The following is a 12,853-nucleotide window of genomic DNA, read 5'->3' on the forward strand; positions in this document are numbered from 1 at the left end:
CCCGGACTGATCCGGAATGCGGACAAACGAAAAATAACCACGAAAAGACTCTCTCCCGAACCCCCGGATTCACGATTTATTCCTTTTTCCTGTATTTTATTGAACGGGTACCAATTTGATCTCGGCCTTTCATCCCATGGCGGGGAACCCGAAAGACCCCTCCCACTGATAAACAGACCTCGACCACTTGTATACTCTGCTTTGTCTTCTTAAAAACGTATATGTAAATTTACTAAAGATCGCTTTTTCTTGTCTCGCACCTCAGTACTTATTTCCTGAAAGCGGGTGCAAAGATAGAAACTTATTTTTAATCTCCAAAACTTTTGAGAAAGTTTTTTCAATATTTTTTCGCATCCGAAACAAAGGAACTGATTTTCAATCGTTACACTTACTTTATTTCAATCTGCTTGTTTCATTATCTCTATAATGATCCCGCTTTTTGAGCGAAAGGGTTACAAAGATAGTAATTCTCAAGAATAACTTCCAAATATTTCCTCACTTATTTTGAATATTTTTTCAGCTGACACTTCTCAGGGAATGAAGGCTAAAAAACAAACCACTAAAGAACAATGTTTTATGGATTTCCATTTTCTGGCGTCACTCGGCAAGCACAAGTAAACTTGACTCAGCACTCGTTTCAAAGGAAATTCTATCCTCTTATTTCTCAATCACCACTCCTTCCCGGCAAATCGTTAAATCCTCAAATCATACAACCTTTCCACTTTTTTACTTCTTAATCCATGAGTCTTATTGGCACATTATTAATATGCCAGAATATGTGAGCTTGCGGTAATTTGAGGTATCACTGCAAAATTCAGTTCATTGCCATCCCGCAATACTATTATATTAATGGAGACAGGTGTGCTCCAGTCTATATACTGGTTAAAATTGAACAGATAGGAAAACGCCGACTTGTACCGCCGGTTATTGGCGATGGCTGTAGATACTGCATTGTATTGCGCCACATCCCAGAACATACAATCTTTAAAGCCATTGGAGTCGGTGTAACGAGTGTTTTTATCCCTGAGGTTCATGGTCTCCGCGATAAAACGGCGATATCCCTCCGTAAGCGTTTGAGTGGTATGGTCAAAATTCTGCCCCTGTATATTAATCACCACATCCCCCGGTAAAATACCCGCTCTTGCGGCCGGAGAGCCGGGATCCACCGACACCACTGTCTTCAGATCATTCATATTATACCCGATACCGGTATAATTGTATTTCAAATAGTTCACATGATAAGTACCAAACGACTTATTCCCCGAGTTCGGGAATTTCTTCAATAGCAACGGAAGGTTCATTTCGAGGTAATCCACCAGATCGTAATGACTACCCAGGCGCTCCTGGACTTCACTCTCCCAGATCAGCATCATATCTCCCGCCTCAATAAATTTTCTGTCAAAGAAGCGATATCCGAACTCAAGATGATAAGCGATATCGTCCACTCGAACCGCTTCGGAAGGGTTATACAGAGGGAGTTTCACCATTCTGTTGCTTCTTGTGTCGAAACGCCACACAGGCTGATAACTTCCATAAGTGGGCGATCCGGCCTTATACATCGGATTGCTCTCATAATTATAATAGGTCTGGATAATAAAATCGGGATCGCCCGGATCATATTGTAATCCCATTTCAGCCAGAGCACGAATAAAGATAGCATTGATCCGGTCGTCAAGCTGCCGCGTACTCTCATCGGAAGGAGAAAAGGCATATGTACGGTAGTTATGAAAGAGTGCATTTTCGTTGACAGTCGTTTTTACCGGTATTAAAAAACGTCTGTTCTGTACATCCTCAAGGCTGTAAAAAGAAAACACCGGTGCCAACTGAGCTTCACTGATGGCATTGGCATGACGACAATCCTTTTCGATGGTGACCTCCTTAAAAGCATGCTTGAAATTACGAATGGCAAGGGTCATTGTACGCGCATCCTGATTGAACCACGACATAATAGTCTGATATGACTTAAGATAAGTCCCATTCCGATTCACGGAAAGAATGATATCATTCAGTGTGAGTCCTGCTTTTTCGGCCGGAGAACCGGGAGTAATATCCACAATAACCGGCTCTTTGTATCCCCAACTTCTGTCATCACTTATCTCAAAGGTAAAACCGAGGCTACAGGTAATATCTGAATTTTGCGCAAACAACCGTCCTGTAAAAATAGAAATGATCAATAAAATAACCGAAAAAATTCGTTTCATTATGAAATTACTGATTTGTTAAACTTAAGTCGCAAAGATATGCATTTTTCTCTATTTTATTTTGTGTGCGCTTTTTTACTGTCAAAAATGGAGAGAAATATTTACAAATTCCTATCTTTGCCCTATTGGAATCATAACTTAACAAAAGGAACGATGATTGTTGACAACCTTGCGAATGCAGCTAACTATTATAATTTGCATCCGCTTTTTGAAAAAGCTTTCGAATTTATCGGAAAATTGGATATCGATAATGTGGAGGCAGGCACCACTGAGATCGAGGGGAATCTGTTGAAGGCCACCATCGCTGAGGCAAAGCTGAAACCGGCCGCAGCAGCAAAACTCGAGACACATAAAAGGTTTATCGATATACAGATGCCGGTTACGAAAGCCGAAACATTCGGTTGGAAGTCCCTCTCATCGTTGTCACAGCCGAAAGAGGGTTACGATGTGAATAATGACATTGAATTTTTCGATGACGATCCGTCGACATTTGTCACTCTTGTGCCTGGTGAATTTATTATCTTCTCGCCCGAGGATGGACATGCTCCCCTGATTGGTGAAGGAGAGATCAAAAAAATTATCATAAAGGTGGCGGTAATTTAGCTGTTCCCTTTTAATCTGATACGAAATATGCTGAACATTATCAAGAACGATCCCTGGCTCAATCCCTATGCCGAAGCAATTGAAGGGCGCCATAATTTTTATTTGAAACGGCTATCCGACCTCACACAGGCAGGAGGGATCACCCTTTCTGATTTCGCGAGCGGTTATCTCTATTTCGGATTACACCCAACCGGGGATGGATGGGTATTTCGCGAATGGGCTCCAAACGCCACCGAAATTTTCTTGGTGGGCACTTTCAATGATTGGCAGCGGCAGGAATCATTCCGTTTGAAACGAATGGACAATGGAGTCTGGGAGGTAAAGATACCGCCGGGACGCATTCATCACGAAGACCTTTACAAATTGCATGTAAGTTGGGAAGGTGGTTCGGGAGAACGGATTCCCGCGTGGAGCAGACGTGTGGTGCAGGATCCACAAACACTGATCTTCAGTGCACAGGTGTGGGAACCTGAAAGCCGATATAACTTCAAGCACACCGGTTTCAAACCGGACTGTTCACCCCTGCTTATTTATGAAACCCATATAGGTATGTCCACGGCCGAAGAAAAAGTGGGAACCTATAACGAATTCAGGGAAAACATACTACCACGGGTAAAGGAGAACGGATACAACGCCATTCAGATCATGGCTATCCAGGAACATCCTTATTATGGTTCATTCGGATACCACGTATCCAGTTTTTTCGCACCTTCTTCCCGCAACGGCACACCCGATGAACTGCGTCAACTCATCGATACTGCCCACGAAATGGGGATTGCCGTGATCATGGATATCGTCCATTCGCACGCTGTAAAGAACGAAATGGAAGGGATCGCCCGGATGGATGGAAGCTACGACCTTTATTTCCCCGGTGACCCCAATAGAAGGGCACATAGGGCCTGGGATTCGCTCTGTTTTGATTATGGAAAAGATGAAGTGTTGCATTTTCTGCTTTCCAACTGTAAATATTGGCTGGAAGAGTTCCGCTTCGATGGTTTCCGCTTCGATGGCGTTACATCGATGTTGTATTACAGCCATGGTCTGGAGGAAAGCTTCAGTTCCTATGGAGACTACTATAACGGGCATCAGGATCCGAACGCTATCTGCTATCTCACCCTGGCCAACCAGCTTATTCACGAGGTAAATCCTCACGCCGTCACCATTGCTGAGGAAGTAAGCGGCATGCCCGGCCTGGCATTGGACATAGAGTCGGGCGGATATGGGTTCGACTACCGTATGGCCATGAATATTCCCGACTTCTGGATCAAGACGATCAAGGAGAAGAGAGACGAAGAGTGGCATCCCAGCGCCATCTGGTGGGAAACAACCAACCGGCGTGCCGATGAAAAGACTATCTCCTACGCGGAAAGTCACGATCAGGCGCTGGTTGGCGATAAAACCATTATCTTCAGACTGATCGATGCCGACATGTACTGGTTCATGTCGAAGTTGATGAGCAGTTCCTATGCGGTAGACCGCGGCATCGCACTGCATAAGATGATCCGCCTGGTAACGGCAACGACCATGAATGGCGGTTATCTCAATTTTATGGGAAATGAGTTCGGACACCCCGAATGGATCGATTTTCCACGGGAAGGCAATCAATGGTCTCACAAGTATGCCCGCCGCCAATGGCATCTGGCGGACGACCATAACCTGAAATACCATTACCTGGGTGATTTCGACAAGGCGATGATAAGGCTTATCAGGTCCGTCCCCGATTTCCAGGCATTGCCCTTGGTGAAGATATGGGATAAAGACGATGATAATATACTGGCATATATGCGGAAAGAGCTGCTATTTGTCTATAATTTCAATCCACAGAAATCATATAGCGATTATGGCATCCTGGTTCCGGCCGGGGAATATGAGATTGTGCTCGATAGCGACAACCGACAGTTTGGAGGTTTCGGACTCAATGACGATACTATTCATCATTTTACCATGTACGATCCGCTCCACGCGAAAGATAACAAAGGGTGGCTGCGTCTTTATCTGCCTGCCCGGACCGCCATGGTGATGAGACGGTTGTAAATCGACGTGGTCAAATTCTGAATTCTTGAATTTTCACTCTGAATAAAAAATCATATACAAAACCCACCATCAACATGTCAAGTAATAATCACAATACAATAAAGGATTCTTCAACCAATAAGGGTAGGCTTTATCCGTTGAAGTTCGAACCGATCCTGAAACCGGTTATCTGGGGGGGATCGGATATCTGTCGCTTCAAAAAGATCGAGCCTGTTCAGGAAGGTATTGGCGAGAGCTGGGAGATCTCAGGGGTACGCGGCAATATCTCCCGTATTTCCAACGGCTATTTAGCCGGCACATCGCTGGATGAATTGCTCGAGCGTTGCGGGGAAGAACTGGTCGGGAAAAAAGTGTGTCAAAAATTTGGAGATACATTTCCCCTGCTCATAAAATTTATAGATGCCCGTGACGACCTCTCCATTCAGGTCCATCCCGATGATGCGCTGGGAAAGAAGCGTCATAACTCTTTCGGTAAAACCGAGATGTGGTATGTCATCAACGCCGCGCCGGGAGCATATCTCTACTCCGGATTCAAAGAGAGCATTACCCCCGAAGAATATCCGGAGACGGTGAAGAACAATACTTTCACCGATAAACTCATGAAGCATGATGTAAAGGCCGGTGATGTCTTCTATCTTCCTGCCGGACGCGTGCACGCTATCGGCGCAGGATGCTTTATCGCAGAGATACAACAGACCTCTGACATCACCTACCGCATTTACGACTATAACCGTAAAGATGCTGCCGGAAATAGCCGGGAACTCCATACGGAGCTGGCAAAAGACGCGATCGACTTCAAGGTATACGACTCATATAAAACAGAATACCGAAAGAACACAAATCATCCTGTGAAATTAGTCACATCACCCTATTTTACTACCCACCTGCTGGAAATGGATAGCCAGATGGCACGGAACTATACCGCGCTCGATTCATTCGTAATTTACATCTGCATGGCTGGCCAATGTACCGTGAAAGACGATAAAGGCAACAGCGAAACTCTTCGTCAGGGTGAGTCGATGCTTATTCCCGCGGATACCCGATTGGTGACGATTATACCCGATGAGTCGTCCAAACTCCTGGAGACCTATGTAGGGGAATAGAAGTGGGAAGGTGCAAAGGAAGAGATGGCGATTTGGTGTGGAATGTAGAACTGATAAACGGGAGAGGGGACATGAGAGGTATATTATTAATGAACGTGGGGACTCCGGCGACTACAGAGCCTGGTGAGGTAAAGGAATTTATCGCCGCCATGCTTTCGGATCCGCTTCTGACGGGAAAACCGGAATGGTGGTCAAAACTCCTCGCGAAAAACATAATCGCGCCAGGCAGCGGATCGCGGGTCTCAGAGAAATACAAATTGATCTGGCCCAACGAAGGGACTACGCCACCCCCTCTGATTTACCATATGCGAAAATTGGCGGAAACACTGGAAGAGCGAAAAGGTGTTCCTGTGGAGATCGCCATGCGGTACGGGAAACCCGATGTTGCCTCCGCTTTCCGGGAATTGGAACGACGATGCCCGCTGCTTCATGAAGTAATCGTCTTCCCGTTGTATCCCCATTATGCGCAATCTACCACGCAGACATCAAAGGATATGATAGGGAATATCTTCTACAAACACCCCCACTCTTTCAGGTTGAAGTTTGCCGAACCCTATTACAATCATCCCGCTTTTATCCAGGCACTCACATCTCACGCGAAACCTTATCTGGAAGATATCGATAAAGTGATATTCACCTATCACAGCCTCCCTCTGGCACAAGTGGAAGCCGGATGGAAAAAAGGAAAGGAATACGACTATGTCTATCAACTGAAAGAGACCAACAGGCTGTTTTGTGAGAAGCTGGATATCGATCCGCATGATACATTCCTTTTCTACTCTTCGCAGAGAGGTAAAAACTGGTTGAATCCTTTTCTCGACACCGATATCGGTGATCTTCCCAAATTAGGATGGAAAAAAGTGGCCGTAATTGCCCCGGGCTTTCCGGTCGATAATCTGGAAACGCTCTACGATATCGATATCGAAGCACGTAGGCTATTCATGGAAGCGGGGGGAGAAAAGTTCACCGTTGTTCCGGCCCTCAATGGTAATGATGTTTGGGTAGAAGCTATCTGGAAAATTTTAGAGAGAACCTGATATTTGAAAAATTATGCAGCATGAAGACGTTTCTCCTCACCATATTTACTTTCTTTACATTACTGATCCATGTTGAAATATCAGCTCAGCATACTGATATCAGTAGCGAGCTTGTTTTACTGAATGTAGAGACCGGCAAAGAGAAAGTCATCCTGCATGAACAGCGGCACTTTGAAGCGCCCAACTGGTCAAGGGACGGAAAATATCTGATTATTAATGCCAGGGGAAAGCTGGAGAAAGTATCAGTGAAAGGCGAGCATATGGGGATAATTAACACCGGTTTTGCCGATAACTGTAATAATGATCACGGATTATCGTTTGATGGAAAATGGCTTATCATCAGTCACAATGATTCACGTGTATCCTCTTCGGGAGGCAATTCCCGTATCTTCATCCTTCCGGCTAACGGTGGCGTACCCCGTCTTATCACCAGCAATTATCCCAGTTACTGGCACGGGGTGAGCCCCGACAATCAATGGGTGACCTATTGCGCCATGCGTAACGATGAATGGGATGTATATAAGACACACGTTATTACCGGTGAAGAGATCAGGCTGACAGATGCTGAAGGACTGGATGACGGTCCCGAATATAGTTACGACGGAGAATGGATCTATTTTAACAGCCACAGGACAGGACGTATGCATATTTACCGGATGAGGCCGGATGGAAGTGAGCAGACACAACTCACGTTCGACGACTATGACAACTGGTTTCCCCACCCTGGGCCAGATAACAAAAGTATTGTTTACATCGCTTATATAGAAGATCAGAAAGGAGCACACCCTTTCGGAAAAGATGTAAAACTCAGGTTACTGGACGGAGGGACTGGTGAAAGCCGTGATCTGACATCTGTTTTTTATGGCGGACAGGGTACTATCAATGTGCATAGCTGGTCACCCGACGGTAAACAGATTGCCTTTGTAAGATATAAAAGCGAGACAGAGTAACCAGTTCTATCCCTGAAAAACAATATAATCCCTGAAGAAGAGAGCAATCGCACAAAAATACCATGATTATGCTATTTCACGCCCATAGGATAGTTCCTATTTTTGTCAAAAATTTTAATGTATATAATGTATGGGAAAAATAGCAGAAAAGTTAACAGACTTAGTGGGTAACACCCCATTGGTGAAACTCAACCAGTTCAAGGAATCGGAAGGAGCCAAAGCCCATCTCATCGCCAAATTGGAAAGCTTCAATCCTCTGGGAAGCGTGAAAGACCGGATTGCTTTGTCGATGGTGGAAGATGCGGAAAAAAAAGGGTTATTGAAAGCCGGTTCGGTAATCATTGAACCGACCAGCGGCAACACAGGTATCGGATTGGCATTTGTTGCTTCTATCAAAAAATACCGCCTGATCCTCACCATGCCTGAGACCATGAGTATCGAAAGAAGAAACCTGCTGAAAGCGTTGGGTGCCGAATTGGTGCTGACACCCGGTACCGAAGGGATGAAGGGAGCCATTGCAAAAGCATCGCAGTTACAGGCTGAGTTGCCCAATGCCATCATCCTGCAACAATTCGAAAATCCGGCCAATCCTTCCATCCATTATCACACTACCGGTAAAGAGATATGGCGGGATACAGATGGAAAAGTAGATATCCTGGTGAGCGGGGTGGGCACCGGCGGAACGGTGAGCGGCGCAGGAAAACGGCTCAAAGAACTGAATCCCAATATCAAAGTGGTGGCTGTGGAACCGGCTGACTCGCCCGTCCTCTCCGGCGGCGCGCCTGGGCCTCACAAAATTCAGGGAATCGGGGCCGGTTTTGTTCCGGGCACCTATAACGCTTCCGTAATCGATCAGATAATTCCAGTGAGCAATGACGACGCTATTCGCACCAGCCGGAAACTGGCCGCCTCAGAAGGATTATTAGTGGGTATCTCCTCAGGAGCGGCCGCCTATGCCGCGCTCCAGCTTGCCAAAAAACCCGAAAACCACGAAAAGAATATTGTGGTGGTATTGCCCGATACGGGTGAACGTTATCTCTCGACCCTACTTTACGCGTTCGACGAATATCCGTTATAGAGAGATTCCAGATGGAGTGTCAAAAGGGGATCCCGGCAGAAGGTAGAAAATCAAAAATCCGGAAAACGGAACCTGTCGAAGGGAGATTTCAGGGTCTTCCTATATCTGTAGAGCTGATATGCCCAATAAAGGACAAAGCCGGCGATAACATTACGTTTCAAAGACATGGCAATTATCTTTTTAGAATCCAGGCATCGTCATGCCCGGGAAATTTCTTATGGACTTCCTTTAAATAGACTTTTGCGGCAGCTTCATCGGTAAATGATGCCGCATACACATCGATACGGTCGGTTCGCTCCAGCCAGCCTGTCTGATGAAAGCCCTCATCAAGCAACAATTGTGTGGTTTTTTGAGCCGACTCGACTCCTCTATATACCCCCATGATGATGTAATATCTGGGCAAATCGCCGGGAACGGTTTGTACAACAGCATCCACAGCAGGAACCTCCATCGCGTTTGAGGTAGTTAAATATTCTTCTGCTTTTTCCGTTTCATTTACCAACCATTCATCCGTCATGGCGATACGGTTCACCGGTTGAGATGTTTTGGACTGTAACCACCCGGTTTGAGAAAGCATCCGGGCAGATTGCCGGACCATGGTGGTATCGCTTACGGGAAGGATGAACATCAACAGGGCTACGGCAGCCACGCTGGTTGCCGTCATGGCAGCCTTACGGGTCCATTTCCGCCTGTTTTCGCTTTTCGGCACGGGTACTACGGGATGCATTTGTATCAACGGTTTCAGGGTAGCTTGGGTCAATCCGAAAAGTGAGGGCCGGACAAATGCTCCGGGAGTATACACAAAACGCCTGTCGTCATGCATATCAAACGAACCCAGCTTTCCCATATCCACCCGGTGCTGCTCACGCAACCGCCGTTTCAACATCTGCACATCCTGCTCCACTTTTTGCATGGCCGCCTCGAATGTCATGCTGTCGTTGTTCATATAGGACTGGGCCAGCAACCCATCATTATGGGTGAGGTCGCGGTTGAATACCAGTTCGCAGACAGGTGCGTGAAAAGCTGCCATCCCATCCCTTTGCGGGGGAATAGTATTTACCACAAAACCGCCAAAATCGGGAATGATCACACAATTGTGATCATGCAGTAAAAATTCAATATGGGATACTAGTTGATTCATAAGGCAAAGATAAAAAATTTTGCAATTAATTCCTCACAAAATGATTTTTTTCACTCAACTCCGTCACTTTTCGCCCCACCCAATCGATTCCCGCCCGGCAAACACAAACCCGTTTATGTTTGTGCTCGCTCACCCGCTGATTCTTCTTTAACAACCTGCTTCCAGTCGACAAAGATAAACTCGTTTACCTTTATTACCGCTCACCGACTGATTTCACCTTCTCCGGATTATGGTTCGCATAATCTTTCCAGCTCTTGTATTTTTTTTCACCCGTGGCGATATTCGCCTGATAGAAATGACACAACGCCGCGGCAAGGCCATCCGACGCATCCAATTGCGGGAGCATATTCTCATCCGAGATATGGAGCAATTTCTGTAACATATAGGCTACCTGTTCTTTGGCGGCTCGGCCATTCCCGGTAATAGCCATCTTTATCTTCAGAGGAGCGTACTCAAAAATGGGAATATCCCTTGATATGGCGGCAGCCATGGCCACTCCCTGGGCACGTCCCAACTTGAGCATACTCTGGACGTTCTTGCCGAAGAAAGGTGCTTCGATAGCCAACTCATCCGGGAGATATTCTTCGATAAGTCCTATGACCCGAGCATAAATCTTTGCCAGTTTCAAATAGTGATCGTCGTATTTGCCTAACTGCATCACCCCCATCGCTTCCAAATAAGGTTTGTTATCAAGCACACGCAGGATACCATATCCCATTACTTGCGTACCGGGGTCGATTCCCATTATAATCCGTTCTTTCCGTATCATCCACTAATGGTTTGCATCACGGTGGAAAATCCAGCCATCTTCTCTTTGAATTTCTCTAACAACGGAGCGTAAACAGCTCCGCTCTCTTCACTGTTCCACCGCTCCAGCGCTGTCAGATCGACTGCCTGGAACTCCATGGCAAAAGAATGACCCGCTCCTTCCTCTTTTCCGAATACACGCGACAAACGGGGAGATGTGAGCAAGCCACTTTTCGTAGACATGGGAATAAAATGCCGCAACATATATTCTACAAATTCTTCCCGGATCTCTTCCTCCACATGAAAAGTGGTGTTAAAAACAATCATATTATCGTGATCTTTTATTTTTCTGAATGATTTTACAAATACAAATTCTTTGCCCCAAATCGAAGCTCTCTTCCAGGTCGATCTCAACAGGTGCTCCGCGCGGGCACCGGCAAATGTCTTTCGTCATACTCTACTCCACGGCTTTCAACTGCTCTTCGTTTATTTCAATTGTTCTATTTGTTTCCATCTTGAATAGCTCCATCAAATTTACGGCTATTTTATAAGAAAAACAAATCATCCGAAAACAAAGAAATCACAAGATGAAATAGATTATTACAGAAAAATTATTATCTTTGCACCGTCAAAGGCGACAGAGAGTTTTTCTACGAAGTTCATGGGGGTTTAGCTCATCTGGCTAGAGCGCAACACTGGCAGTGTTGAGGTGACCGGTTCGAGTCCGGTAATCTCCACCTTATTAAGACCTATTCAGTTCACACATAACTGTTTAGGTTTTTTGTTTTGTCTATTCGCGCAACATTTGCGTAACATTTATTAAAAAACCGCTGTTTGAGGGAAGGCCAACCAACCTCAGAAATAAATAGGGTTTTTAACCGTAATTGCGGATAGCAAACGTATAGCTTTGTGCAATCTGGGTACCAATCAATATTAAATCATTTGAACTAATCCTGTTGAACTACTTCATATCAGCCCGCGGGCAAATAAAATTTCAGAGGATGTTATTATCTTTGCGGATATTCACAAAATCCAATGATATGGGCTCTCCTGAAATGATCAACTATTCCGGTATTATTTTTTCATGCTATGCAGATAATAATACGTCCTGCGTACATGCCATAAAAGATCACTCGCTTATATACACTTATGCCGGCAAACTTCTGGTAGAAGACAGAGGAAAAGAATTGACCATTCTCCCGGGTGAATGTGTGTTCATACGCCGGAATCACAGGGTGCGGTTGACAAAACTATATGCTGACAAGCAACCGTACAAAGGTATAACATTCTTGTTCAGACGTAATTTTCTGCGGGAATTCTACAATAACATGGGGAAAAAAGAAAAGTCCAACGATATAAAGGCGCCTGAAGAGAATGTTTTCAGAATACCTTTACGCCCCGATATGAGCAGTCTTTTCCATTCACTACTCCCCTATTTTGACTCGTCGGTACAGCCGACAAATGATATCATAAAACTGAAGGAGCAGGAGGCTGTCTATTCCCTTTTAAACACGGATAATCAATTTTCTCCTGTCCTGTTCGATTTTACCGAACCTTGGAAGATTGACATTATTGATTTCCTGAACGAAAATTACATGTACGACCTGACGCTGGAAGAGATCGCCTCCTATACCGGACGAAGCCTTGCCACCTTTAAACGTGATTTTGCAAAAGTAAGTGAACTACCCCCTCGAAAATGGCTTATAAAAAAAAGGCTGGAAGTGGCATACGACAAGATCATGAATCAGGATATGAAAGTCAGGGATGTATATGCGGAAGTCGGATTTAAAAATCTCTCTCATTTTTACAAAGCCTTTAAAAAACAATATGGTTTTTCACCCAAAACAAACACAACACCACGCCTTTAAGACGCTAAAGGGCAAATTGCACCTCCCGACAAAAAAAATTGAGCCGTGGAACAAAAATGATTTGCTGCTTTCATCATAATTTCGCATTATG

The 12,853-nt window shown here is 45.1% G+C and carries 11 protein-coding genes and 1 tRNA gene; 8 read left to right on the top strand and 4 right to left on the bottom strand.

Features of this window, described 5'->3' with window-relative positions; genetic code table 11:
* Positions 1-761: 761 nt before the first annotated feature.
* The gene (locus tag D7D25_RS16530) at positions 762-2,201 is read right to left on the bottom strand and encodes a PDZ domain-containing protein (RefSeq protein ID WP_122970034.1); all 1,440 of its coding nucleotides are present in this window, start codon (positions 2,199-2,201) and stop codon (positions 762-764) included.
* A 153-nt stretch (positions 2,202-2,354) separates the two neighbouring features.
* Here D7D25_RS16530 and D7D25_RS16535 point away from each other — a divergent pair, with 153 nt between their 5' ends.
* The 6 genes from D7D25_RS16535 (at position 2,355) to cysK (ending at position 9,006) form a co-directional block, all read left to right on the top strand.
* The gene (locus D7D25_RS16535) at positions 2,355-2,804 is read left to right on the top strand and encodes a YhcH/YjgK/YiaL family protein (protein ID WP_255417359.1); all 450 of its coding nucleotides are present in this window, start codon (positions 2,355-2,357) and stop codon (positions 2,802-2,804) included.
* Between the two features lie 27 nt (positions 2,805-2,831).
* Entirely contained in the window at positions 2,832-4,838 is a 2,007-nt protein-coding gene (locus tag D7D25_RS16540; RefSeq protein WP_122970036.1) for an alpha amylase C-terminal domain-containing protein, read from the top strand.
* Between the two features lie 74 nt (positions 4,839-4,912).
* Positions 4,913-5,941 carry a type I phosphomannose isomerase catalytic subunit gene (locus D7D25_RS16545; protein WP_122970037.1) on the top strand — a complete coding sequence of 343 codons (1,029 nt, stop codon included), beginning with the start codon at positions 4,913-4,915 and terminating at the stop codon, positions 5,939-5,941.
* Positions 5,942-5,943: 2 nt separating this feature from the next.
* Entirely contained in the window at positions 5,944-6,978 is a 1,035-nt protein-coding gene (hemH, locus tag D7D25_RS16550; RefSeq protein WP_255417360.1) for a ferrochelatase, read from the top strand.
* 20 nt (positions 6,979-6,998) lie between these two features.
* Positions 6,999-7,928 carry a TolB family protein gene (locus tag D7D25_RS16555; protein ID WP_122970038.1) on the top strand — a complete coding sequence of 310 codons (930 nt, stop codon included), beginning with the start codon at positions 6,999-7,001 and terminating at the stop codon, positions 7,926-7,928.
* Positions 7,929-8,058: 130 nt separating this feature from the next.
* Positions 8,059-9,006, top strand: a complete 948-nt coding sequence (gene cysK / locus D7D25_RS16560) for a cysteine synthase A (RefSeq protein ID WP_122970039.1) — start codon at positions 8,059-8,061, stop codon at positions 9,004-9,006.
* Between the two features lie 172 nt (positions 9,007-9,178).
* Here the strand turns inward: cysK and D7D25_RS16565 are convergent, their stop codons facing one another.
* The 3 genes from D7D25_RS16565 to D7D25_RS16575 form a co-directional block, all read right to left on the bottom strand.
* Positions 9,179-10,147, bottom strand: a complete 969-nt coding sequence (locus tag D7D25_RS16565; protein WP_122970040.1) for a hypothetical protein — start codon at positions 10,145-10,147, stop codon at positions 9,179-9,181.
* Positions 10,148-10,340: 193 nt separating this feature from the next.
* Positions 10,341-10,913 (bottom strand): crossover junction endodeoxyribonuclease RuvC, encoded by a 573-nt coding sequence (gene ruvC, locus D7D25_RS16570; protein WP_185140288.1) that lies wholly within the window; start codon positions 10,911-10,913, stop codon positions 10,341-10,343.
* Positions 10,913-11,221, bottom strand: coding sequence for a DUF4286 family protein (locus tag D7D25_RS16575; protein ID WP_148038967.1), 309 nt, complete (start codon positions 11,219-11,221; stop codon positions 10,913-10,915). The genes ruvC and D7D25_RS16575 overlap by 1 nt, the downstream gene beginning before the upstream one ends.
* A 336-nt stretch (positions 11,222-11,557) precedes the next feature.
* On the opposite strand from D7D25_RS16575, the gene D7D25_RS16580 reads away from it, so the two are divergent.
* Together D7D25_RS16580 and D7D25_RS16585 are read left to right on the top strand one after the other, a co-directional pair.
* A tRNA-Ala gene (locus tag D7D25_RS16580) sits at positions 11,558-11,631 on the top strand.
* Between the two features lie 303 nt (positions 11,632-11,934).
* Entirely contained in the window at positions 11,935-12,762 is an 828-nt protein-coding gene (locus tag D7D25_RS16585; RefSeq protein WP_122970064.1) for an AraC family transcriptional regulator, read from the top strand.
* The last annotated feature ends 91 nt before the right edge of the window (positions 12,763-12,853 follow it).

It is taken from the genome of Proteiniphilum sp. X52, from assembly GCF_003712195.1.
Taxonomy (GTDB): domain Bacteria; phylum Bacteroidota; class Bacteroidia; order Bacteroidales; family Dysgonomonadaceae; genus Proteiniphilum.

Bases quoted from the DNA above. Each gene is read 5' to 3' on its own strand.
- D7D25_RS16575 (WP_148038967.1), bottom strand. From the start codon at position 11,221: ATGATTGTTTTTAACACCACTTTTCATGTGGAGGAAGAGATCCGGGAA.
- D7D25_RS16535 (WP_255417359.1), top strand. From the start codon at position 2,355: ATGATTGTTGACAACCTTGCGAATGCAGCTAACTATTATAATTTGCAT.
- D7D25_RS16585 (WP_122970064.1), top strand. From the start codon at position 11,935: ATGGGCTCTCCTGAAATGATCAACTATTCCGGTATTATTTTTTCATGC.
- D7D25_RS16565 (WP_122970040.1), bottom strand. From the start codon at position 10,147: ATGAATCAACTAGTATCCCATATTGAATTTTTACTGCATGATCACAAT.
- D7D25_RS16540 (WP_122970036.1), top strand. From the start codon at position 2,832: ATGCTGAACATTATCAAGAACGATCCCTGGCTCAATCCCTATGCCGAA.
- D7D25_RS16545 (WP_122970037.1), top strand. From the start codon at position 4,913: ATGTCAAGTAATAATCACAATACAATAAAGGATTCTTCAACCAATAAG.
- D7D25_RS16555 (WP_122970038.1), top strand. From the start codon at position 6,999: ATGAAGACGTTTCTCCTCACCATATTTACTTTCTTTACATTACTGATC.
- cysK (WP_122970039.1), top strand. From the start codon at position 8,059: ATGGGAAAAATAGCAGAAAAGTTAACAGACTTAGTGGGTAACACCCCA.
- D7D25_RS16530 (WP_122970034.1), bottom strand. From the start codon at position 2,201: ATGAAACGAATTTTTTCGGTTATTTTATTGATCATTTCTATTTTTACA.